Consider the following 22,856-nt stretch of genomic DNA (forward strand, 5'->3'; position numbering starts at 1 on the left):
CCGCTTCCTAGAATCGGCGCTCCCCCGCACGTCCCATTTTCTATGCCTCGCGTGAACCTGATCGGTTGGGACAACGGCGTCGGTCTGAGCCGTGACCTGCGCCTCATCGAACACGTGTTGCGGGAAGCGGGGATGCAGGTCCATCTCCAGCCGGCGCGTGGCCGCGGCAAGCTGAGGAAATGGCTGGGGCCGTGGCTGCAGCGGGCTCGGTTCGGCGGGCGGCGCCTGCTTGGCCGCGAGCGCTACGATCTGAACATTATGCTCGAGCACGTGAAGCCCGAGTACCTGCAGGCGGCGGATCGGAACGCCTTCATCCCCAATCCGGAATGGTGCCTGCCAAGCGACGTGCGCCGGCTGCGCCACATCGACCGGGTGATGACCAAGACCCGCCACGCCGAAGGGTTGTTCGAGGCGCGCGGTTGTGATGTGGCGCCGATCGGCTTCACCAGCGGCGACCGGCACCTGCCTGGCGTCGAGCGCCGGCGCACCTTCCTGCACCTGGCAGGACGCAGCAGCGCCAAGCGCACGCGGATGGTGCTGGAGACCTGGGCACGGCATCCGGAGTGGCCCTTGCTGACCGTCGTGCAGCATCCGCGCATTGCGGATTTCCGGCCAGCGGCAGCGAACATCGTGCACCGCGTCGACTATCTCGACGATGCCGAATTGCGCGAGATCCAGAACACCAATCTGTTCCACGTGTGTCCTTCCGAGACCGAAGGTTTCGGCCACTACATCGTCGAAGCCCTTAGCGTCGGCGCGATCGTGCTGACGACCGACGCCGAACCGATGAACGAACTCGTGACTCCCGAGCGCGGCATCCTGATGCCGTATGCGCGTACCGACCGGCAGCAACTGGCGCAGCGTTATCTGGTCGAAGCGGAGGCGCTTGAAGCCGCGGTGGCATCCGCACTCGCGTTGAATGATGAGGAGTGCGCGAACATGCAGGCCGAGGCGCGCCGCTTCTTTCTCGAGAATGATCTGGCGTTCCGTTCACGCCTGGTGGATGCGGTCCGTGGCCTGGCCGGTGCTTCGGATACCCGTCCCATACTGCCTGCGCCGATACGCAATACAGAATGGTCATTGGGTGTCGAGGCGCGGTCCGCAGAGATTTGAGTTTCGTTCGCGTCGTATGCCGCGCTTCCACCGCTGGCGGGTCATCGCCACCCGGTGGAACGGAAAAGGACCACCGCGCCTAGCGCCACTCTCGCCACCATGCCTGGAACATCAGCACACTCCACAGATGGGTGTGCCATTTGCGCTCACCGGCGAGGAACTCCTTCCAGATTCCGCGAATGGCGGCAGCATCGAAGTGCCCGTCCTCTCGCAGGCGTTGCTCCTCCAGCTGGGCTTCGGCCCATTCGCGCAGGGGGCCGCGCAACCAGTCGCCGACCGGCGCGCCGAAACCGGACTTTCCGCGGTAGACCAGCGGCGCGGGCAGGTAGCGGGAGAGTAGTTTCTTCGGCAGATACTTCAGTTCGCCATGGCGGTACTTCAGGGAGAGCGGCAAGGACCAAGCCAGCTCCACCGCGCGCCAGTCCAGCAAGGGCGCACGCGCCTCAAGCGCGACGGCCATGCTGGCACGGTCGACCTTGGTGAGGATGTCCTCGGGCAGATAGCAGGCGAAGTCCATCGCCATCAGCTGGTCGGCCGGCGTGCCGTGGCGGAGCAGCGCGGCGGGGTCGTCGTAGGCGGTGGTGCATGGGCGTGCCTGGCGTACGACGCGCTCCGGTTGCCGCCAGCGGCTTATCCGGTGGCGAGCGACCTCCTGCAGGTTGCGCGTCGCCAGTTCCGCCCGCAGTGCGGGCAATCCACCCAACCGCGCGCGCTCGCCTGGTTCGCCGGCCAACCGGGACAGCAGGCGGCGCGGGAGGCGTTCGAGTCGCGCGTCGTTGCGCAGGGCGCGGACATAGCGGCCGTAACCGAAAAACAGTTCATCACCGCCGTCGCCCGACAAGGCCACCGTGACGTGTCGGCGTGCCAGCTGGCACAGCAGGGCGGTAGGAAGTTGCGAAGAATCCGCGAAGGGTTCGTCGTAGATGCGCGCGATGGCCGGCACCAGGTCGAGTGCCGCGTGGCCGTCTGCGCGCAATTCGGTGTGATCGGTGCCGAGGTGACGCGCCACCTCGGCGGCATGCGCGCTCTCGTCGTGCACCGCATTGTCGAAGCCGATGGAGAAGCTGCGGACCGGGCGCGTGGACTGCGCCTGCATCAGCGCGGTGACCAGCGAAGAGTCCGTGCCGCCTGAAAGGAACGCACCCAGCGGCACGTCCGCCTCCATGCGCAGCGCCACGGCATCGCGCAGTACGCCGTCCAGTGCCTCAAGGGCGGCGGCTTCGTCGCCATCGAACCCTGTCCGGATCGCATCGTCCTGACGTGCCCGTGCATCCCACCAGCGAGACGTGTCGGGCAGCGTGCGCGTCGCCACGTGCGTGCTGTCGATCTGCACCAGCGCGCCAGCCGGCAACTTGCGAATGCCCTTGAGGATGCAATGCGGCGCCGGGATGTAGTCCAGCCGCAGCAGCAGCGCCAGCGCATCGGCATCGACTTCCGCCTGCAGCGATGGGCAGGCGCGCAAGGCGGCCAGTTCACTGCCGAACAGGAACGTGCCGTCACTTGTCCAGCCGTAGTACAGCGGCTTCTTCCCCACGCGGTCGCGCGCCAGCCAGAGCGTGCGCGCGCGCCGGTCCCATGCGGCCAGGGCCAGCATGCCGTTGCTTCGCGCCAGCGCCGCCTCGACCCCCCAACAGGCGATGGCGGCCAGCAGCACCTCGGTATCCGAGTGGCCGCGAAAGCGCTGTCCCTGCGCGGCGAGTTCGCGGCGCAGGGCGGCGTGGTTGTAGACCTCGCCGTTGAAGGCGATCACCCAGCGCCCATCGTCCGACACCATCGGCTGGTGGCCTTCCGGGCTGAGGTCCACGATGGCGAGCCGCCGGTGCGCCAGCACCACGCCGGCCTCCGCGTCGGCCCACGTGCCGGCGTCGTCCGGTCCTCGGTGCGCGATGGCAAGGCCCATCGCGTTGCCCAGTCCATGCAGGGCCTGTTCGTCGTGGCGTGCGTTGGGCGCGATGGCGCCTGCGATGCCGCACATGGCGCGTCAGTCCTGTGTCGCCGTGGGCGTGGACACCGGAAGTCCGTGCTGCAGCATCCACAGCATGATCGCCTTCTGCCGCACATAGTTGGCGCGCACGTACGCGTAGACCAGCCCATGCCAGCCATCGCGGAAGCCGCCACGCAGCAGATAGCCGCGCCAGAAGCGCCATGCGGGCGACAGCACCAGCGCGGTCAGCGTCGCGCGGCGGCCACGGGCGAAGTCGTGCTCCGCCATCATCCGCGCGTAACGCTGCGTCTTGGCCAACTGCTGTTCCAGCGAGCGGTAGGGGTAGTGGACCAGGTCGCCGGCAAGACGCTGCACGGGACCGTCCACCGAGGCCGCTTCGTGCACTTCGCGCGTGCCGCGCCAGCCGCCGCGTCGACGGTCGAACAGCCGCAGCACGCGATCGGGGTAGGCATTGCCATGGCGCAGGAAGCGGCCGAAGTAGTCCGACAGCCGGGCGAAGCGGAAGCCCGCCGCCATGCCGAAGCCGTTCGCACGCGCCTGCAGGATGGATGCCTTCAGTGTCTCGCCCACCCGTTCGTCCGCGTCCAGGCACAAGACCCAATCGTGCCGGGCCTGCTCGACCGCATACTGCTTCTGGCTGCGGAACCCGTCGAACGGCCGCTGCAGCACGCGTGCGCCCATCGCCTGTGCAATGGCCACGGTCGCATCGGTGGAATACGAATCCACCACCACGATCTCATCGCAGAAGGCCAGCGACGCCAGGCAGTCCCCGATGCGGTCGGCCTCGTTGAACGCGATAATGCACGCCGAGATCGCAGGCGGGCGGGATGAGGACACGTTGATGGCGGAGTACCTGTTGTTCGGGACGGAGCGCTATGCGCTGCCCATCTTGCAGCCGCTCGCCGATGCGCTGCAAGACGCTGGCCACGGTGTGCACGCCTGGCTGGTCGATGGCGCGCGAGGCACGGCGCTGCGCGGCGACGTGCGGCCCGTCGCCGACGCGCGTGCGGCGGTGGCGTTGCGACCCCGGGCCATATTCAGCGCCGCCAACTGGGTGCCGACCTTCGTGTCCGGCGCGAAGGTGCAGCTCTTCCATGGGTTCAACGTGGAAAAGCGCGACGCCGCACGCGGGCACTTCCGCGTGCGCGGCCTGTTCGACCTGTATTGCACGCAGGGCCCGGCGACCACCGCGCCGTTCGCTGCACTGGCCGCGCGCGAGGGTCACTTCAAGGTCGTCGAGACGGGCTGGCCGAAGCTGGATCCGCTGTTCCGCGGCGACGACGCGATGGCCGATGCCTGGCGTGCCGCCGCGGGCGGTCGCCCGGTGGTGATGTTCGCGTCGACGTTCACCGAGCGGTTGAGTGCGGCGCCGCACCTGTTCGATGCGATCGCGGCGGACGTGGCCGACGGGCGGCGCTTCTGGCTGCTGACCCTGCATCCCAAGTGCCCGGAGGCGTTGTTCGCGCGCTATCGCAGCCTGTGCGGGCCGAACGCGGCATTCGTCGAGGCCGTCGACCTGGTCAGCGCGCAGCGCGCCGCCGACGTGCTGGTGGCCGACACGACCTCGGTGGTCAGCGAGTTCGTGGTGCAGCGCAAGCCGGTAGTGACGTTCCGCAATCGCGCACCGAAGCCGCACATGCTGGAGTTCGAAGACCCGGGAGATCTGCGCGAGATGCTGCGGCAGGCGTTCGAGCCGTCCGAGGCGCTGCGCGATGCGTTGGCGGCATACGCCGACGAGATCCATCCGCGCCGCGACGGGCTTTCCTCGCGTCGCGTGATCGCGGCGACCGACGCGCTGATCGCCGGCCGGCTCGGTGCGCTCGGTCGCAAGCCGATAGGCAGGTTGCTGCGCGGCCTGCAGATTCGCCGGGAACTGGGGTACTGGGGCCTGTCGCGCGGATAGGCCGCGAAGTTCGTCTTCCTGTCGTCATCCATTGGCGGCACAATCCCGCGGGGGAACACGTCGAGGGGGCGTCGACGCCGCGCATGTGTGGAGGGGCACCATGAAGATCACCGTCATCGCCAGTACCTACAACGCCGAGGAGTGGCTGGAAAAGGTCCTGCTGGGCTACCGCTGCCAGACCTGGCGCGATTTCGAGCTGATCGTGGCGGACGACGGGTCGCGCGAATCGACCCGCGCGCTGGTGGAACGGTTCGCCGCCGACTATCCGGTGCCGCTGCGGCATGTCTGGCACGAAGACGAGGGCTATCGGCGCCAGGAAATCCTCAACGTGGCCATCCTGGAAGCGCGGCACGACTACCTCCTGTTCACCGACGGCGACTGCATCCCGCGGCGCGATTTCGTGCAGGTCCATGCCGAGCAGGCGGAGCCGGGCCGGTTCCTCTCCGGCGGCTACTGCAAGCTGAGCATGAAACTCAGCAAGGCGATCGGTCCCGACGATATCCGTGACGGACGCGCCTTCGACCGCGGCTGGCTGCGCGCGCAGGATCGGCTCGGCCTGTCGAACACGCTGAAGCTGGGTGCCGGTACCGTGACGGCGAAGCTGCTGGACACCATCACCACCACGCGGCCGACGTTCAACAACTGCAATTCATCGGCCTGGAAGTCGGACCTGCTGGCGATCAACGGCTACGACGAGCGGATGAAGTACGGCGGGCCGGATCGCGAGCTGGGGGAGCGGCTGGAGAACAACGGCATCCGCGGCAAGCAGGTCCGCCACCGTGCCGTCTGCGTGCACCTGGACCATGCGCGCGGCTACAAGACCCGCGAGTCGGTGGAGCGCAACCTCGCCATCCGTGCGCAGACGCGTGCGCAGCGCATCACCTGGACACCGTACGGCATCGACAAGTCCGCCGGCAGTCCGGCGGGCTGAACGCCTCAGCCGGCGTCGCGGTCCGGCAGCGCCGACCATGCGGCGATCACGTCGGTCGCGGGGATGTCGCGCACACGGCTGGCTTCACCCCGTTCGCCGCCCAGTACCGTGATCGCACCGGGTCCGATCGGGCGCCATTTCGCCGGCGACGCCGCCCCGAACATCACCACCAGCGGGCAGCCCAGCGCCGCCGCCGCATGCGCCGGACCGGTGTCCACCGAGACCAGGCTGTGTGCCTGTTCCAGCAACGCCAGCAGGCGCGGTACCGGCAATTCGCGGGCGGCGTTGTACAGTCGCGGGTCGCGTCCGGTGGCTGCCGCTATCTCGTCCAGTACGCCCTGTTCGGCCGGCGATCCGCACAGCACGATGCGGGCCTGCGGGAAGCGCTGCCAGACCGCCGCCGCCACATCGGCCCACGCGGACGGCGGCCAGTACTTGGGGTGCGATGCCGTGGCCACGTTGCCGCGCTTGTGGGTGCGCTTGTTGCCCGGCTGGAACAGGACGCATGTTCCCTCCAGTCCGTGCGTGGCACGCCAGTGCGCCAGGTCCTGGCGGTCCTGATCGGTGACGCGCAGCGATGGAAGCCGGAACGCCGCGGGTTCGACCGGTGCCGTGGCATACGGCTGGGCCGGATCCCGCATGCCGACGCGAATCCAGCGGTCCGGCCACAGGCGGGTGATGCCGTTTTCCTCGTCGTCGTCCGCGCGCCGCTGCACGACGTCGTCCGGATGCAGGGGGGCACGCGCGAGCAGGCGCAGGGTCGGCGCATCCGTGTCGCACACGTACACGGGGCCACGGCCCCGGCTGCGCAGCCAGCGGACGGCGCTCCACTGGCTCGGGCACAGCAGGTAGGGCGTATTACGGCTGGCGACAAGATGTATCTCGCCGACTTCCGGCATGGGCGCCAGCAAGGGCGGCGTCCATGCGCCGGTGGTCAGCACGTCGACGCGCTGGCCGTAACGCGCATGCAGCAGGCGGATCAGCGTGGTCAGCATGACCATGTCGCCGAGGGCGCCACAGCGCACGATCAGCGGGCGGGCGCTCGCACTCACGGCGTCCGTCCCAATGCGTGCAGGTGGCGGTACTTGTCGAGCACGGCCTGCGCGTGACTGGCGTGGAACCACCAGCCCTGGCGACCATCGCGCCAGGCGGCGCGCAGCAGGTACATCTTCAGCCAGTACGCGGTGGCGTGGGTCCATGGGCTGAGCGCGGAGCAGCGCTTGCCGTCGGCATGACGCTGCTCGGCCCACAGGCGGGCGTAGCGCGCGTTCTTCGCACGATGCGCGTCCAGCGTGCGTGCCGTGTTGTGCTCGATGACGATGTCGCAGTCCTGCACGCGCTTGCCGGACAGGTCGGGTTTCTCGTGCACGCGCATCGGCAGGTAGCGGTGGTCCGGCCGCACCAGCCGCTCGGTGCGCTCGAATCCGCTGAGCATGCGCCCCAGGAACCAGTTGCATCGCTTCAACTTCCACACGTCCGACCGCTCGACCGCACCGCTGGCGAACAGGGCGCGCAGCGCCGCCTCGCTGCCGTCGGCGAGCCACTCGTCCGCGTCCATCAGCAGCAGCCAGGGCTGCGTGGCACGGCGGATGGCTTCGTTCTTCTGCTCTGCGAAACCCAGCCAGTCCTGGTGTTCGACGCGCGCGCCGAACGACTGCGCCAACGCGACCGTTCCGTCGTCGGATCCGCAGTCCAGCACCAGGATCTCGCTGCACACATCACGCACCGAAGCGAGGCAACGGCCCAGCCGGTCGGCCTCGTTCCTGGTGATGATGACGGCGGAGAGGGGAAGCGGAGAGGTCATGGAGTCGGAACCTGGATCAGCATCGGGTCACCAGTGCAGGCGCCGCCGTGCCAGTGCCGTGGTCAGTCGTTCGTGGACGGCCACGGCGTCGGCCTCGGGGATGAAGCGCAGCGCCAGCGGCGCGGACATGCCGCTCGCGCCGGCCGTGTCCAGCCACAGCGTCGCGGTGCCCATGCGATGGTCCAGCGGCGAACGCGACAGCCGTAGCGCCTGCAGCTTGTCGATCTCGGCGAAGCGCCAGTAGCGGGACCACCAGCCGCTGCGCACGGCGACCAGGTGGTCGTCCAGCGCCCATCCGATCCGATGCGCCTGCCGGCGTGCGGCGTACGCGGCCGCGAGCATCCACGCCAGCCCGGGCAACCACACCCATGCACCGAACTGCCAGGCGACCAGAGCCGTCACCGGCAGCAGCCACGCGAGCGAAGGCAGCCACAGGCGCCAGCGCGCGGACGCATCGACCGCCCGCCAGTCGTCGCGCGGCCAGTGCGCCTGCGGCAACAGGTGGGAGATCAGCGCGTCGCAGGCCTCGGGTGGCGCGATGGGGGCGACGTCCTTCAGTGCGCGCGTGTCCTGCTGTCCCGATTTCTCGGCGACCGCCGTGTCGATGCGCAGCGAGCGGCGCCCGAACAAGCGATGCAGCACGCCTTCGTGCAGCGTCCACGCCTGGATGCGCCGACGCGCCACGCTGGTGCGCAGGCGCGCGAACAGGCCGCGTTCCACCATCAGGCGGCGCGGCTCCTCCGTCAGTCGGAAACCATGGAACTGCGACAGCGCCAGCGCGACGGACAGCAGGCGCACCAGCGCCAGCGCGACACCGATCAGGGCGACGCCGCCGACGGCGCCGGTCAGCCAGCCCAGGTGCAGGCCCTCGGCATAGCCATAGGCCTGTTTCGCGCCCTGGCGGAAGAACTGCGCCATCATGTTCTCGGGCAGGATCTGCCACGCAGCACCGAAGCCGGCGGCCACCACGATCATGCCGCGATTGGAGATCAGGCCCAGCCGCAGGACTTCCATCGTCGACAACGACAGCAGTGTGGTGCCTTCGTCGCGCGGCGCCGCTTCCTGCCCGGAGGCAACCGGTGCGGTTCCGTGCGCCTGGTGGCGCACCAGGTCTTCCAGTGCCAGCGCATCGTGCAGGCCGAGCACGCGCATCTGCGCCTCCGGCTTGGTGCCGCCGGCCGATTCCAGCCTGACTTCGGCCACGCCGAACACGCGGTGCAGCAGCGACTGGTGCACGACCACGTTGTGGATGCGCGAGAACGGGATCTCGCGGCGCGAGCGGTGCAGCAACCCTTCGCGCACGGTCAGTCCGTCGCGCCCGATCGTGTAGCGATACGTGAAGTACTGCAGGATGGCCAGCACCACCAGCACCGTTATGCCGATGACGGGTGCGAGCGAGGCCCACAGCTCGCCGTCGCCACTGCTCCTGCGCGCGCCGAACACCACCAGCGCGACCAGCGGGAAGATGAACTGCTTCAGCTGCTGCAACAGCACGAACAGCCACGACCAGGGATGCAGGCGGCGTTCGTCGGAAGGCGCAGCTTGGCGTGTATCGTCCATCACAGGGCGTCGTCGTGGTCGACCCGGGTCGCCAGCCGCTCACGCAGCCGCTCCGCATCGTCCGCATCCAGGCCCGAGACGCTGACGGCGGCCATGCGCGTGCCGGCCGTGTGCACGACCAGCGTGGACAGCCCGGCGCTGCGCTCCAGCGGCCCGCGCTTCAGGTCGAGATGTTGCACGCGCGAGATCGGCACGTGCGTTTCGCTCTGCCACCAGTTGCCGCGGCGCACGGCGAAGCCGCGGTCGTCGAGGCGCCAGCGCGTGCGCCGGTGGCGCTTGACGGCGACCCAGGCGCCCACAGCGGCCCCGACGATGGCCGCGACCGGCACCGCCAGCCAGGGCGACACGATATCCGTCGACCGGGAAATGAAGAACACCGGGAAACCGAGCGGGAACAGCAGCGCCGCCCCGCCGAGTGCGGCCAGCCAGGCGCCGCGGCCGGGCAAGGCATGCCACGCGTCGGTCGAAGGTGCATCAATGCCGGGGGATGTCACTGCTTGCCTGTCCTGAGTTCGTCGATCATGCGGTAGTCGAGCACATAGTCGCGCCCGGCGCGATAGCGGTTCAGGCGCGCCTTCATCCGCTTCAGCGTCGCCGTCCGGTCGCGGCCCGTGTACTCGGGATCCGCGCCCATCTTCGTCACGGCAAGCTGCTGGAACCGGACCGCCTGCGGGAAGTCGCGGTTGGCGGCCAGCGCTGCGGCCACCGTGTCGAGTTCATGCCACTTCAGGGTGTCTTCGCGGTCGATCATGTACTGCGCAAGTGCCAGGGCCTGGGCAGGATCACGCTGGCCGTCCACCGGGCAGGTGGCCCAGATCCAGACGCGCTCGTTGCGCGCGCTTTCCACGCCGGCTTCTTCGGCGCGCGTGGCCCACTCGGCGGCCTGCCTGCAATCGCGCGGCAGCCCGGCCATGCCATCCAGGTAGTAGTTGGACTGGGCCAGCAACGCGTCGGGTGGCGTGCCCTGGGCGGCCGCACGTTGCAGGTGGGGCAGGGCGCGCAGCGCGGCCGCGTCCGTCTGCCCGTCTTTGCCGTCGGTGATCGCCATGAAGGCCATCCAGGCCGCCAGGCCATGTCCGTTCTGGCTGGCCTTCTCCCACCATGCCAGGCCGGCGGCTTCGTCCTTGGGCGCGATGGCCGGCATCTCGCCCACGTAGGTGATGCTGCCCGCGGCGTACTGCGCGAGCGCATCGCCATCCTCCGCCTTGCGGAAAATGGCACGCACGCGCAGCTGCAGCCACTGGGCGTAGTCGGGCCAGGCCTCGTTGAGCCGTGTCCGCCTGGCGGCGTCGTCCAGCGGCGCGCGGTCCAGGGTGGCCAGACTGGGCGCCGGACCTTTCAGTGCATTGGAGATCGACATTTCCAGCACACGGGATTCGTTCATCCCGGTACGCCGGATCTGCTCGTCCATGACGGTGGACATATCACCCACCATCGACATGTAGAGGAAGCGCCAATGGCCGTCTTCGCGAACGAACGCCGGCCCGAAATGGAATTGCGTTTCCGTCGGCGGGCTCAGTTCCCCGATGGCCTGGTCGCCCAGGACGGTGACATGCGACAGGCTAGGCAACGCCATTCCCGCCTGGGGCGCCCGCACATTGATCCAGCCGCGACTCACGCACAGCGTGGCAACCGCGCGAGCGTCCATGGCCTGCAGGGCGTCGTCGGTCTGGGAGGCCCGCAGAAGGTAGACGACGATGCGATCGAGGACCGGCAGGCGGCGCAGCTGCTCGGTCGAGGCATACAGCGCCATGTCGCGGAGAAACCCTACATGCGCCAGGCTGGACGCCGACAGCATGTCCACGGACTCGATCTTGTCCTGGCTGCTCAGGGCGCTGTAGCGCTCCCAGGTCCGCGACACGTCGTTCATCGTGGACACGTCCTGTGTCGCCCATGCCGGCAGCGCCAGCACGCCAGCCAACATCCCGGTCAGCCATCCCCGTATCCGCATCGTCGTCCCCTGTCCGTTCCCCTCAGCGGTAGGGTGTGTCCTCGCCGCTGCCCGCAGGCCGCAGCGTATAGCGTTTGTACGTCCACTGGTACTGCGCGGGATCGCGGCGCGCGATCCGTTCGACGGTTTCGTTGAGCGCGGTGACCGCTGCCACCGGATCCGCATCCGCGATCGCCGGGGATGCGGGTTCGACGTGCAGCGCGAAGTCCGGCCCGGGTCCGATCCGTTCGCACCAGGCGAACAGGACGACCGCGCCGGTGCGCTCGGCAAGCCGCGATACCAGCGTCATGGTCAACGCCTGCTTGCCAAAGAACGGTGCGAACTCGCCGTCGCCGGCCTTGGGCTGCTGGTCCGGCAGGATGCCGACCGCGCCGCCTTCCTTGAGCACTTTCCACAACTGGCGCACGGCCGGGCCTTCCGCGCGCACCTGGCGGATGTTGTCGGCGCCCCGCACGCGCAGCAGGAAGGCGTCGCCCGCGGGCGAGGCTGGTGGGCGATAGACGATGGCCAGCGGGCCGCGCGATGCCAGCCACTGGTTGAGCAGTTCCCAATTGCCAAAATGCGGCGCGGCGACGATCACGCCCTTGCCGCTGGCCAGCGCGGCGTCATACAGCGCCTCGCCGTGGCGCTCGCGCAGGTGGGCGAGGTTCTCGGCGGGCGGGCGGGTCCAGAAGCGGAGGGTTTCCAGGGCCTGCCTGGCCGTCGTGCGGAGGATCGCGCGATGCAGGTCCTCGCGCTGGCTGGGCAGCAGATCGGGGTAGGCGATCTCGAGGTTGCGCCGCGTCACCCGGCTCTCCCGCGCATCCGCCTTGCGCCACGCCCATGCCATCAGGTCGCCGAGCGCGCGCAACCAGGACCAGGGGAGGCGCCCGAGCAGGGCGGCAGCGTGGTAGCCGAGGGCGGCAAGGGTGTCCGGTTTCATCCGTCGAGTGTAGCCAACCGGCGCGATGCTTCCGCTGGCGCGGCCTGCCGGGCCCGCTATCCTGTCGCCTTCCCGTCCGGAACGTTGCCCAATGCTTTCCCTGATCCAGCGCGTGACCCGGGCCTCCGTGTCCGTCGATGAGGTCGTCGTGGGCGCCATCGACGGCGGCCTGCTCGCGCTGGTGGCGATGGAGCCGGGCGACAGCGAGGCGCAGATCGCGCGCATGGCCGAGCGGCTGCTGGGCTACCGGGTCTTCGCCGACGATGCGGGCCGCATGAACCGCTCCCTCGCCGATACCGGCGGTGGCTTGCTGCTGGTCAGTCAGTTCACGTTGGCTGCGGATACCCGGTCGGGGATGCGCCCCAGCTTCACCACGGCCGCCCCTCCCGCCGAGGCTGAACAGGGCTTCAACCAGCTGGTCGCAATCTGTCGCCAAATGCACGCCGGAAGGGTGGAAACGGGCCGTTTCGGTGCCCATATGGTGATCAGCCTCGTCAACGACGGGCCCGTGACCTTCCTGCTCCGTCCCTGACGTTTCCCCCTTGCCGGGCACCAGGTAGCAGGAACCCAAGCCGGTCCGGGCTGGTATAATACGGGGTTCTCCCTTCCTCACTCCCGGTGGCGCAACCTCCATGGCCAACGAACGTCCTGCGCAGCAGTCCGACATCAAGCTCTTGATCAGCAAGGGCCTGGAGCAGGGCTATCTGACCTACGCCGAAGTCAACGATCACCTGCCGGACGACCTGGTCGACCCGGAGCAGATCGAGGACATCATCGGCATGATCAACGGCATGGGCATCGACGTCCATGAAGTTGCCCCCGATGCCGAAACCCTGCTGCTCGCCGACGGCAACACCGGCAACCGCGAAGTCGACGAGACCGCGGCCGAAGAAGCGGCCGCCGCGCTGACCTCGCTGGACACCGAAGGCGGCCGCACCACCGACCCCGTGCGCATGTACATGCGCGAGATGGGCACCGTCGAGCTGCTGACCCGCGAAGGCGAGATCGCCATCGCCAAGCGCATCGAGGAAGGCCTCGGCCAGGTGCAGGCGTCGCTCGGCAACTTCCCGTGGTCCATCGAGCTGCTGCTGGAAGAGTACGAACTGCACAAGGCCGGCAAGAAGCGCCTGGCCGAAGTCGTGGTCGGCTTCAACGACGTCGAAGAGCCGACGCCTGAAGTGCCGGCCGCCGAAGAAGCCTCGGATTCTGCCGAAGAGGCGGACGAGGACGAGGACGGCGACGACGACACCGCCGAGGAAGCCGCGCCGACCGGTCCGGATCCGGAAGAGGTCGCGCGCCGCATGCAGGTGCTGGCCGACGGCTACACCAAGTTCAAGAAGTCGTACGCCAAGAACGGTGCCGACAACAAGGCGGTCGCCAAGCTGCGCGCCGAACTGGCCGAGACCTTCGTCACGCTGAAGCTGCCGCTGCCGCTGACCGACACGCTGGTCCGCAAGCTGCGCGAGGTCGTGGCCCAGGTGAAGGACCACGAGCGCCGCGTGCTGCACCTGTGCGCCAACGTCGCCAAGATGCCGCGCAAGGAATTCCTGCGCGCGTGGGAAGGCAACCAGACCAACCTCGGTTGGGTGGACGAAGTGCTGAAGCGCAAGCAGAAGTGGTCGTCCGGCCTGCGCGACGTGCGCGAGCAGATCGTCGCCGAGCAGGAAGCCACCATCGCCGTCGAACAGGCGATGCACCTGACGCTGGCCGACATCAAGGACATCAGCCGCGCGATGGCCTATGGCGAAGCCAAGGCGCGCAAGGCGAAGAAGGAAATGGTCGAGGCCAACCTGCGCCTGGTCATCTCCATCGCCAAGAAGTACACCAACCGCGGCCTGCAGTTCCTGGACCTGATCCAGGAAGGCAACATCGGCCTGATGAAGGCCGTGGACAAGTTCGAGTACCGCCGCGGCTACAAGTTCTCCACGTACGCCACGTGGTGGATCCGCCAGGCCATCACCCGCTCGATCGCCGACCAGGCGCGCACCATCCGCATCCCGGTGCACATGATCGAGACGATCAACAAGCTCAACCGCATTTCCCGCCAGATGCTCCAGCAGTACGGCCGCGAGGCTACGCCGGAGGAGCTGGCCAAGGAAATGGACATGCCCGAGGACAAGATCCGCAAGGTGATGAAGATCGCGAAGGAACCGATCTCCATGGAAACGCCGATCGGCGACGATGAAGACTCCCACCTGGGCGACTTCATCGAAGACACCAATGTCGAGTCCCCGATCGAGAACACCACCAACATCAATCTCTCGGAAACGGTCCGCGACGTGCTCGCCGGCCTGACCCCGCGGGAGGCGAAGGTGCTGCGCATGCGGTTCGGCATCGACATGAACACCGATCACACGCTGGAAGAAGTCGGCAAGCAGTTCGACGTCACCCGCGAGCGCATCCGCCAGATCGAAGCGAAGGCGCTGCGCAAGCTGCGCCACCCGTCGCGGTCGGAGCAGCTGCGCAGCTTCCTCGACATCGACTGACGCATCCAGCAACGAGATGCACCAAACAGACGCGGCCCCGATGGGCCGCGTTTGTTTTTGGTGCAGGCCGCGCGACGCCATGACGCCAGCCTTTTCATCTTCATCACGCACGCCTGCATAGACTGACGGTACCCCACGAGCAAGACTTCCGCGTGCAGCGACGGGACGCAGTGAAATCCGTCCTCGCCATGGCGTTGCTGGGCACCATGCCCCGCGTGATGGCGCAGGCCTCCACAGCGGCGAACACCGCCGCACCACTTGCACGATTCGACTTGGAAACGGTTCCACGCCTCGCGGAGGAGATGGCGAAACAGCCCTTCCGCGCGCCGGACGACCGCCTGCCTGCCGCGTTGGCCGCCGATTACGATGCCTACCGCGACCTGCGCTTCGATCCGGAACAGGCGATCTGGCGCCGCGAAGCCCTGCCGTTCCAGTTGCAGATGTTCCATCGCGGTTTCCTGTTCAAGCAGCACGTGGATCTGCATCTGGTGCACGACGGCGTTGCCACGCCGCTCGTCTACTCGCCGGAAATGTTCTCGCTGCCACCCGGCGTCGGCGCGGAGTTGGGAGAAGACACCGGGTTTGCGGGATTCCGTGTGCATGCGCCGCTCAACCGGGCGACGGTGTATGACGAACTGATCGTCTTCCTGGGCGCAAGCTACTTCCGCGCGCTCGGCAAAGGACACCTCTACGGTCTGTCCGCGCGCGGGTTGGCCCTGGGCAGCGGCGATCCCGGCGCGGAGGAGTTCCCCGTCTTCCGCGCCTTCTGGATAGAGCAGCCCGCATCCGGCGCGGACCATCTGGTCGTCCATGCACTGCTCGACAGTCCCAGTGTCACGGGTGCATTCCGTTTCGCGATCCGGCCCGGCGGAGAGACGATCATCGATGTACAGTCGCGCCTGTATCCGCGCGTGGATCTTCCCCGTGCGGGTATTGCGCCGTTGACCAGCATGTTCGAGTTCGACGCCGGCGACCGTGTCGGTATCGACGACTACCGTCCTGCCGTGCACGATTCCGACGGACTGGCGATCCTCAATGGCGCAGGCGAGCAGATATGGCGGCCGTTGGGCAATCCGCCGCGCGTCAGGATCAGCGGCTTCGCGGATGCGCGCCCGAAAGGCTTCGGCCTGATGCAGCGCAAGCGCCACTTCGCCGACTACGCGGATACGGAAGCGCGCTACCACCAGCGGCCGAGCCTCTGGATCGAACCCGTGGGCGACTGGGGCGACGGCGCGGTGACGCTGGTGGAGATTCCCACCGCCGACGAATACCACGACAACATCGTGGCGTTCTGGCGGCCGCAGCAGCCCTTGCGTGCCGGCCGCGAATACCGTTTCGACTACCGCATGCACTGGTGCGACACGCACAGCTGGGAGGCAGCGCTGGCCACCGTCGGCGCCACCCGCATCGGCGCGGCCCCGGACGCGACGCGGCGCCTGGTGGTGATCGACCTGGAAGGCGGGCGCCTGGCATCCATCGCCCACGACACGACGCTGACGCCCGACGTGTGGGCGGCCCATGGCGACGTCGTGAATGCAGTCGCGTATCCGAATCCGGAAGCGGGCGGATGGCGGCTGAGCTTCGAATTCCGTCCTCATGGGGACAGACATGATGTGGAACTGCATGCGCGCGTGCTGGAGGGGCACGTGCCGCTGTCCGAAACCTGGCTGTACCGCTGGAGCCCGCCATGAACGACCGAACCCCGCATTCCTCCCCTCTGCAGAATGAGTGGCTGCCCCTCGAATCCCCCCTGCCCATGCCCGTGCAGGAACTGCGCGAGGGTCGTCTTCCATCGCGTGTTCCGCCCACGTCCCCCTCGGGGATTGGAGGGCGTCGCGCGCTGGTTATGGGCGTCGCAGCGATGCTGACGCTCTTCGCGACCTACCAGGTGTGGTGGGTGCTGCGGGGCGATGGCATCGACGTACTCGAGGGCATCCTGCTCGTGCTGTTCGTCGCGCTGTTCGCGTGGATTGCGCTCTCGTTCTCGAGCGCCCTGGCAGGCTTCGTCATGCTGCTCGCGAGGCGTCCGCATCCGCTGGGTATCGATCCGGATGCGCCGTTGCCCGCGCTGACCCAGCGCACCGCGCTCCTAGTGCCGACTTACAACGAAGATCCGTGGCGGGTCCTCGCGGGCGTCCAGGCGATGCACGAATCGCTGGCGGAGAGCGGTCAGGGGGATCGCTTCGACTTCTTCATCCTGAGCGATACGACCAAGCCGGACACGCAGCAGGAAGAACTCGCGGCCGTGCGGGAACTGCTGCATCGGCTCGGCAGCGGCGCCCGCGTGTTCTACCGGCGTCGCCAGAAAAACACCGAGCGGAAGGCGGGCAACATCGCCGAGTGGGTCCGTCGCTTCGGCGGCGCCTATCCGCACTTCCTCATCCTGGATGCCGACAGCCTGATGACCGGCGATACGCTGGTCCGGCTGGCCGCGGCCATGGAGCGACAGCCCGCGCTGGCGCTCGTGCAGACACTGCCGATGATCGTCAACGGGCGCACGTTCTTTGCGCGCATGCAGCAGTTCGCCGGCCGCGTGTACGGGCCTGTCGTCGCGCACGGTATCGCGTGGTGGCATGGTGCCGAAGGCAACTACTGGGGCCACAACGCCATCATCCGCACCGCGGCCTTCGCGCGGCACGCAGGGCTGCCGCATCTGGGCGGCGGAAAGCCGTTCGAGGGCGCGGTGCTGAGCCACGATTTCGTCGAGGCCGCGCTGTTGCGCAGGGGCGGCTGGGCGGTGCACATGGCGCCGGGCCTGGGCGGCAGTTACGAAGAGGGCCCGCCCTCGTTGACCGACATGCTGGTGCGCGACCGGCGCTGGTGCCAGGGCAATCTGCAGCATGGTGCCGTGCTGCCCGCACGCGGCCTGCACTGGATCAGTCGCCTGCACCTGCTGGTGGGCATCGGCCACTACTTCACCGCGCCGATGTGGGCGATGCTGATGCTGGTCGGCCTGGCGATCCCGCTGCAGCAGGCGGGCTTCCATCTGGACCAGCCGCAGCTGGCGGGATTCACGCCTGCGCTGTACTGGCGCGGTGGCGACCCCGAACGCTTCCTGTGGGTCTTCTACTTCACCATGGCGGTGCTGCTTGCCCCGAAAGTGATGGGCTGCATCGCCACGATGCTGGACCCTGCGCTCCGGCGGCAATGTGGCGGCGCCGCCCGCATCGCCGGCAGTGCGCTGCTGGAAACGGCGATGGCGGCGCTGATGGCACCCGTCACCATGTACGTGCAGTCGCGTGGCGTGGCGGAAGTGCTGGCCGGCCGCGACTCGGGCTGGGAAACCCAGCGTCGCGACGACGGCAGCGTCGCGCTCGCCGGCCTTGTGCGGCGATATGCCGGGCTGACGCTGTTCGGCCTCTTCTGCGGCGTGCTCGCCTACCTCGTGTCGCCGGCGCTGGCGGCGTGGATGGCGCCGGTGATCCTGGGCATGGTGCTGTCGGTGCCGATCAACATGGTGACCGCGTCGCCCCGAGTCGGAGGCCGCCTGTGTGCCGCAGGGTGGTTCCGCACCCCGGAGGACACCACGCCCCCGCCCGTGCTCGCCCGCGCGCTCGAACTTCGTTCCCGGAGCGAGGGCATGCCTTCAATCGTTGAAGCCTCCGGCACAACGCCGTCGCTGAGGAGCTATGGCCCGATGGTCGGCGCAGAGGACGCGTGATCCGATGCTGCCGGGGCTTTTCGGCATGCCGCGAATTCCGCTTCTTGCCTAAGCGACCTGGGACAAGGCGCCTTGGCACCGTCGGTGCCGCCGTCAACGACGCCTGATCGGCCGCTCCGGCTCAGCTCCGGCCCCAGCCATGGTCCCGCGCCAGTCGAATGGCCGCCCGCTCCGCCGCCTCCGTCGAGGCGTGCCGGGATGTCGTGATCACGTCGCCCCTGGCGGTCTGGTTCGCCACACGAAACATAGCCCGGGCCTGCCAGTAGCTCAATCCGGAAGCGTCGGTCCTCTGCAATATCTGGACTGTCAGCTGGTGTCCATTCTCAGTGATCGTCTTCACCGTCATGCTTCATCCAACCCCGTACCGCACGCGCCGGATTCTATTCCGCGACGCGCCCATTTCAACCGTCGAGACGTCGGGCTACGGAACGCCACTGGCAACGGGCCATGTCCCGTAACCGAGCTACCGTGAAGAACGCCACGCGCGCGGGTGAGGACGCTGCACCCACCCGCCGACAAGGGGCTGGAAGACTCACGCAATGGCCGAACGCTATACTCACGCGGCTCCAATGCGGCGCGCGATGGACCGCTGCGGAACCGGCTTTCCGGAAGCAGGGGTATACCGGATTGCACCGGGCATCGCACACATCCGCTTGAAAGCATCGTCGGGCCTATAGCTCAATGGTTAGAGCAGAGGACTCATAATCCTTTGGTTCCAGGTTCGAGTCCTGGTGGGCCCACCAACCAATCAGCTGCGAACCGCAAGGTGTGCATTCCTGCAAAAGTTGTCTCATTTGAGTCAACTTATCCGAGAATTCCTGCATAAGTTGGCAGCTGCGGAAACAGATTTCCCGCAAAATCATATGCTTACCTCGGAAGCCCTCGAAGCGGCCGCTCGGAGCGTAATGTGAGCCCAATCTCAGACCCGAGCGTCGCCTCGACGGCGACTTCGATGGGTTCCGGTTCACAGCATTGTTCCGGTCTGCCTTAGGAAAAACCCGGCTGCAAATGGCTTCCGACCACTCGATTGGTGAACTATTGAGACAGGTGGTCGAGCGCCTAGCGCTCGAGATCACTGGCTAACTTTGTGCCATGTCCGCTAGCGGCCAGAAGCGGACGTGGCCCTGCTCCGCAGTAAACACAACGCTTTGAAAGGGGGCTCGACGGTTATCCAGCATCACCCGAGAATGAGGGTGAAACGTCATTGGTCCGCTCACCTACCCATACCTGCATGTCCACCGTCTGCAGCCAACCGTAGTTGGTCAGGAACGCCACATCGGCCGCATCGCGACCGTAAGCAACCACGATCCGGCCGCCACGGGGCGCGGCTTGCGTCGGGTCGAACGTGTACCAGCGGCCGTCCAGGTAGGCCTCGAACCAAGCGTGCAAGTCCATGGGTTCCAGCTCGTACAGATAGCCCACCACCATGCGTGCGGGAATGCGCAGGCTCCTGCACAGCATGATCCCGATGTGGGCGTAGTCGCGGCAGACGCCCGCCCCTGCTTCCATGGTTCCAAGCGCGTCCGTGCTGGGGTCGCTCACGCCGTACCGGTACGCGATGTGCGTGCGGATCCATTCCACAATGGCGCCGACCTGGCCGGAACGGGAGCCGGCAGCCTCCACGATGGCCTGCGCCTGCTGGAACGCACGGTCGCTCGGGCAGTAGCGGCTCGGCAACAGGTACTGCAGCGCGTAATCGGGCAAGAACGCGGCCGATGCCGGCGCGACCCACGGCGCGATGGCGATGTCGCGCTCGGTCTCGACCTCGAGCTCGGCGCGGATTTTCATGCGTCCGCGCCGCACAACAAAGCGCTGGCAGAGGTTGCCGAACACGTCGACGAACTCCGTCGGCCGGACGTGCGGCTCGAACGAATAGGCTTCACTGATCAGCCACTGCGCTTCACCGCTGCGCGGGCGCAGCATCGCGACCACCGCGCAGTCCTCGATGGATTCGACAACCAATTCGCATCCCGCTTGCAGGCGCATGTTCGACCAGGTGGGAGAATAAGCTCGTCGGGAGGGCGCCGTCGGTCAAGATCTCGCCCCCGACGTAGCAAGGATCGTCTCATATCCTTGGCAGCTCTGGCGTTACGCACCAAAGCAACGCCCTGGATCTGTCGTGGGCGCCGACCATCAAAGGACAGGAACTTGGCAAGGGCAGCCTACGGGTAAAGGAGTAAGATCAACCAATTCTCAATCGAGATGCGTCAATGGACGGCCGCTTCCCCCGGATTGTCGATATCGACGTGCCGGCCTTGGAGAACAAGGTGAACAGCAAGGTGGATGAGGCAATTGTCATCAGCCTGGATATCGAGCCTTCAGAAAGTTGGATCCGTCTCTTCCGAGAGGAGGTCGAACAACTTCTGGGCCAGATGAACTTGGCTGAAGTGACCATCGTGGGCCAGAAGATTTCATTCTTCGCCTCGACGGATGACTACAGGCGACTGGGCGATGAGATCAAGCGACTAGTTGCGGGAACTTCCTATCGACTTCAGCGGACTCGCAACGCTGCTGCAGGAAGCTGGAAATCGGAGTACTGATTCCTGAGGTCCGCATGCACGCGTGGATACGCGTGCATGCGTCTGGCTTTCGTCCCGATGCCCATGAGCGTCGCAGCAAGTCCAAGCACTCAATGCTTATGATGGCCAAGCATTTCGTCCCGGCGTTGCTCTGCGCGCGAGGCTCCGATAGCCGTTTCGACCTTCCTGACCTCCTCAGGTGGAGGCAGGACAGGGGGCATACCCAAGGACTGGATCCATAGCTCCCGGCACCAGCCCATCGTGTGGTAGAGATGATGATCCTCATCGTTCTCCACCGCCTTATAGGCCGGTCCAAGCACTTTGGCCAGCATTCCTCCTTGCTCGACTACCTTCCCGATCAGCTCCCAGTTCTGGTGATCTTTGGTTTCGGCAAGAACCACGCACTCGGCAGCCACGAGTTGCGCTGCTTCTGGCGTCCCGGTCTTGACTGCCATCTCAATCACCTTGACGAGTGCCGCCCCCACGTGCGCGACCACTTTTCGTCCCGGGGACTGCTGTTCGGTGTCGATCTCCAGCTGCTTGAAAACACGGGTGAGAACTTCTTAATGGGTACGGATCTCGTCCAGATACCCGCTCCATTCCTTCTTGAGATCCTCGTTGATCGCAGCGTTGACGGCAGCGGTGTAGATCAGAATGCCGCCTCGTTCGGTCTCAAGTGCTTGTAACAGAAGTTCGTGAACCTGATCGGATCTGACTTTCGGGGAAGATGCCATGGCTATGTGAATCCTCTGGCTGGGCGGGTCTTCTAGGTACGCCGAACAGTGAGAACTCTGCGTGACGGAAGATTTGCGTTCTTCACGAAGAAAATATCTCCGTGGAATCCCATGCGAATCGAGCTTTCGCCAACAGGCCGACCGTGTCGGCCTTGACCCGGCGTGGCGCCAAGCCCAGCTCAATGCGGAGAGTGGGAGACAGCAAGGCTGGCTTGGCAGCGGGCACGGCATTGCGCCGCAACGTCTGCACCGTGCGCTTCCCAACGTTACCGCCGCGTGACGCTATAGGCTCAAGAAAAAACGCGGCTCGCTATCCCGACGTGCTAGCTTGGTGACACGCGGAATTCCGAGACTGGCTAACTTCCGCGCCCGCAGTGTGCCGGCTCGCACAAGATCGAGAGCCGCCATGAGCAACAAACCGCATCGCGTCGTCCTGGGTGTCCACGCCTTCCAGCGCCTCGCCCGACTCTTGAACGATCACGCCGTCGAGTGCGCGGAGAATGAAGGATGGCCGATTCCAGCCGATGCAGAACCGCCGCCGCGCGCCATGGCGTGCCACGGCGTCCTACAGCGTGTAGTGGCTCCGTGCCGCCAGCACGCCAGAAGAGCGTGGCAGTTCTGGGGCAGAAGAAGCGAATCGCAGTGCTACACCAAAGATAATGGTGGCATTCCGCGAGCCGCTGCGGAGGCCGCGTCATGAGCAGCATCTCACTGATCATCTCGTCCCTCGGTGTCGAATTCATCGGCAGACGGCTCGATCCCGAGCGGGATACGCGTGTCAATGCGTATCGTCTTGTCCACGAAGAGCAGGGCTCGGGCAGCAACGTACGCTGGTTTTTCTTCGCCAAGGCCGATCTTTCCAGGCCGGAAGCCATGGCGCGTGCGCAACAGTGGTATGAAACGTCGCGGCATCCCGACTGGCCTGGCTTCAAGTACCCGGCCGGCGCACGCGAATGAATGCCGGCCAGGAAAGCGCATGAGGCGCGAACACACGCAGGTCTTCCTCCTGCAGCTGGGTACCCGTCAGTCCATAGGGCCGGACGATCTGCGCTTGCTCTGGGCGACCGCGTGCGAGTCCATGGATATACACGTGAGCCGCCGCGTGCAGCTGGGCGGAACGGATGGTCGCCGACCATGCTACGGCCTATGGGTGCGGCGCACGTTCAACCCGGTTGCCGCCGAGGAGCGCCTGCGCGCGATGCTGGATGCGCGCGGCTACCTGTTCACGCTGACACCGATTCCCGTCTAGACCTTCGTTCCGTGCGCACCGCGGATGCGTGCAGGCTCAACGAACCGTCGTATGCAGCGCTTGCGCCAGCCGCGCTCA

The 22,856-nt window shown here is 66.9% G+C and carries 21 protein-coding genes and 1 tRNA gene; 11 read left to right on the forward strand and 11 right to left on the reverse strand.

Translation table 11 applies throughout. The annotated features are described in order from the left end of the window. The first annotated feature begins 51 nt into the window (after positions 1–51). Positions 52–1,113: a glycosyltransferase gene (locus ACGHX3_RS02095; RefSeq protein WP_394696226.1), complete on the forward strand. Its 1,062-nt coding sequence runs from the start codon at positions 52–54 to the stop codon at positions 1,111–1,113. A gap of 79 nt (positions 1,114–1,192) precedes the next feature. Here ACGHX3_RS02095 and asnB read toward each other — a convergent pair whose 3' ends face one another. Next, a complete protein-coding gene (gene asnB / locus ACGHX3_RS02100; RefSeq protein ID WP_394696227.1) occupies positions 1,193–3,088 on the reverse strand; it encodes an asparagine synthase (glutamine-hydrolyzing) in 1,896 nt (631 codons plus the stop codon). Between the two features lie 6 nt (positions 3,089–3,094). Beyond that, positions 3,095–3,895 (reverse strand): glycosyltransferase family 2 protein, encoded by an 801-nt coding sequence (locus tag ACGHX3_RS02105; RefSeq protein ID WP_394696228.1) that lies wholly within the window; start codon positions 3,893–3,895, stop codon positions 3,095–3,097. 1 nt (position 3,896) lies between these two features. Between ACGHX3_RS02105 and ACGHX3_RS02110 the strand changes: the two genes are divergently transcribed. Next, positions 3,897–4,961 (forward strand): CDP-glycerol glycerophosphotransferase family protein, encoded by a 1,065-nt coding sequence (locus ACGHX3_RS02110; RefSeq protein WP_394697218.1) that lies wholly within the window; start codon positions 3,897–3,899, stop codon positions 4,959–4,961. Positions 4,962–5,061: 100 nt separating this feature from the next. Beyond that, entirely contained in the window at positions 5,062–5,892 is an 831-nt protein-coding gene (locus tag ACGHX3_RS02115) for a glycosyltransferase family 2 protein (RefSeq protein WP_213604353.1), read from the forward strand. Between the two features lie 5 nt (positions 5,893–5,897). Here ACGHX3_RS02115 and ACGHX3_RS02120 read toward each other — a convergent pair whose 3' ends face one another. The 6 genes from ACGHX3_RS02120 to ACGHX3_RS02145 are packed head-to-tail and all read right to left on the reverse strand — an operon-like array spanning position 5,898 to position 12,129. Continuing rightward, positions 5,898–6,944 carry a glycosyltransferase family 9 protein gene (locus ACGHX3_RS02120; RefSeq protein ID WP_394696229.1) on the reverse strand — a complete coding sequence of 349 codons (1,047 nt, stop codon included), beginning with the start codon at positions 6,942–6,944 and terminating at the stop codon, positions 5,898–5,900. Further along, the gene (locus tag ACGHX3_RS02125) at positions 6,941–7,696 is read right to left on the reverse strand and encodes a glycosyltransferase family 2 protein (protein ID WP_394696230.1); all 756 of its coding nucleotides are present in this window, start codon (positions 7,694–7,696) and stop codon (positions 6,941–6,943) included. The genes ACGHX3_RS02120 and ACGHX3_RS02125 overlap by 4 nt, the downstream gene beginning before the upstream one ends. Before the next feature lie 27 nt (positions 7,697–7,723). After that, the gene (locus tag ACGHX3_RS02130) at positions 7,724–9,256 is read right to left on the reverse strand and encodes a PH domain-containing protein (RefSeq protein ID WP_394696231.1); all 1,533 of its coding nucleotides are present in this window, start codon (positions 9,254–9,256) and stop codon (positions 7,724–7,726) included. Then, positions 9,256–9,750: a PH domain-containing protein gene (locus ACGHX3_RS02135; protein WP_394696232.1), complete on the reverse strand. Its 495-nt coding sequence runs from the start codon at positions 9,748–9,750 to the stop codon at positions 9,256–9,258. The genes ACGHX3_RS02130 and ACGHX3_RS02135 overlap by 1 nt, the downstream gene beginning before the upstream one ends. Next, entirely contained in the window at positions 9,747–11,207 is a 1,461-nt protein-coding gene (locus ACGHX3_RS02140; RefSeq protein WP_394696233.1) for a tetratricopeptide repeat protein, read from the reverse strand. The genes ACGHX3_RS02135 and ACGHX3_RS02140 overlap by 4 nt, the downstream gene beginning before the upstream one ends. A gap of 22 nt (positions 11,208–11,229) precedes the next feature. Further along, positions 11,230–12,129: a lauroyl acyltransferase gene (locus ACGHX3_RS02145; protein ID WP_394696234.1), complete on the reverse strand. Its 900-nt coding sequence runs from the start codon at positions 12,127–12,129 to the stop codon at positions 11,230–11,232. Between the two features lie 91 nt (positions 12,130–12,220). Here ACGHX3_RS02145 and dtd point away from each other — a divergent pair, with 91 nt between their 5' ends. The 5 genes from dtd (at position 12,221) to ACGHX3_RS02170 (ending at position 19,019) form a co-directional block, all read left to right on the forward strand. Beyond that, positions 12,221–12,661, forward strand: coding sequence for a D-aminoacyl-tRNA deacylase (gene dtd / locus ACGHX3_RS02150; RefSeq protein WP_394696235.1), 441 nt, complete (start codon positions 12,221–12,223; stop codon positions 12,659–12,661). Between the two features lie 100 nt (positions 12,662–12,761). After that, positions 12,762–14,615: an RNA polymerase sigma factor RpoD gene (gene rpoD, locus ACGHX3_RS02155; RefSeq protein ID WP_394696236.1), complete on the forward strand. Its 1,854-nt coding sequence runs from the start codon at positions 12,762–12,764 to the stop codon at positions 14,613–14,615. Positions 14,616–14,785: 170 nt separating this feature from the next. Next, positions 14,786–16,306 carry a glucan biosynthesis protein gene (locus tag ACGHX3_RS02160; RefSeq protein ID WP_394696237.1) on the forward strand — a complete coding sequence of 507 codons (1,521 nt, stop codon included), beginning with the start codon at positions 14,786–14,788 and terminating at the stop codon, positions 16,304–16,306. Then, entirely contained in the window at positions 16,303–18,276 is a 1,974-nt protein-coding gene (mdoH, locus tag ACGHX3_RS02165; protein WP_394696238.1) for a glucans biosynthesis glucosyltransferase MdoH, read from the forward strand. The genes ACGHX3_RS02160 and mdoH overlap by 4 nt, the downstream gene beginning before the upstream one ends. 667 nt (positions 18,277–18,943) lie before the next feature. After that, positions 18,944–19,019, forward strand: a tRNA-Ile gene (locus ACGHX3_RS02170). A gap of 424 nt (positions 19,020–19,443) precedes the next feature. On the opposite strand, the gene ACGHX3_RS02175 is transcribed toward ACGHX3_RS02170, so the two are convergent. After that, complete coding sequence (locus tag ACGHX3_RS02175) at positions 19,444–20,262, reverse strand: transglutaminase family protein (RefSeq protein ID WP_162338159.1); 819 nt, start codon at positions 20,260–20,262, stop codon at positions 19,444–19,446. Between the two features lie 224 nt (positions 20,263–20,486). Between ACGHX3_RS02175 and ACGHX3_RS02180 the strand changes: the two genes are divergently transcribed. Continuing rightward, positions 20,487–20,816 (forward strand): hypothetical protein, encoded by a 330-nt coding sequence (locus ACGHX3_RS02180; protein WP_162338158.1) that lies wholly within the window; start codon positions 20,487–20,489, stop codon positions 20,814–20,816. Between the two features lie 89 nt (positions 20,817–20,905). On the opposite strand, the gene ACGHX3_RS02185 is transcribed toward ACGHX3_RS02180, so the two are convergent. Next, complete coding sequence (locus ACGHX3_RS02185) at positions 20,906–21,250, reverse strand: hypothetical protein (RefSeq protein WP_202924178.1); 345 nt, start codon at positions 21,248–21,250, stop codon at positions 20,906–20,908. A gap of 108 nt (positions 21,251–21,358) precedes the next feature. Continuing rightward, positions 21,359–21,529 (reverse strand): hypothetical protein, encoded by a 171-nt coding sequence (locus ACGHX3_RS02190; protein ID WP_394696239.1) that lies wholly within the window; start codon positions 21,527–21,529, stop codon positions 21,359–21,361. A 696-nt stretch (positions 21,530–22,225) separates the two neighbouring features. On the opposite strand from ACGHX3_RS02190, the gene ACGHX3_RS02195 reads away from it, so the two are divergent. Both ACGHX3_RS02195 and ACGHX3_RS02200 read left to right on the forward strand, forming a co-directional pair. Then, positions 22,226–22,486 (forward strand): hypothetical protein, encoded by a 261-nt coding sequence (locus ACGHX3_RS02195; RefSeq protein ID WP_162338157.1) that lies wholly within the window; start codon positions 22,226–22,228, stop codon positions 22,484–22,486. Positions 22,487–22,505: 19 nt separating this feature from the next. Continuing rightward, positions 22,506–22,778, forward strand: coding sequence for a hypothetical protein (locus ACGHX3_RS02200; protein ID WP_238391268.1), 273 nt, complete (start codon positions 22,506–22,508; stop codon positions 22,776–22,778). Positions 22,779–22,856 lie beyond the last annotated feature (78 nt).

This window comes from Pseudoxanthomonas japonensis, from assembly GCF_043632995.1.
Classification (GTDB): domain Bacteria; phylum Pseudomonadota; class Gammaproteobacteria; order Xanthomonadales; family Xanthomonadaceae; genus Pseudoxanthomonas_A; species Pseudoxanthomonas_A japonensis.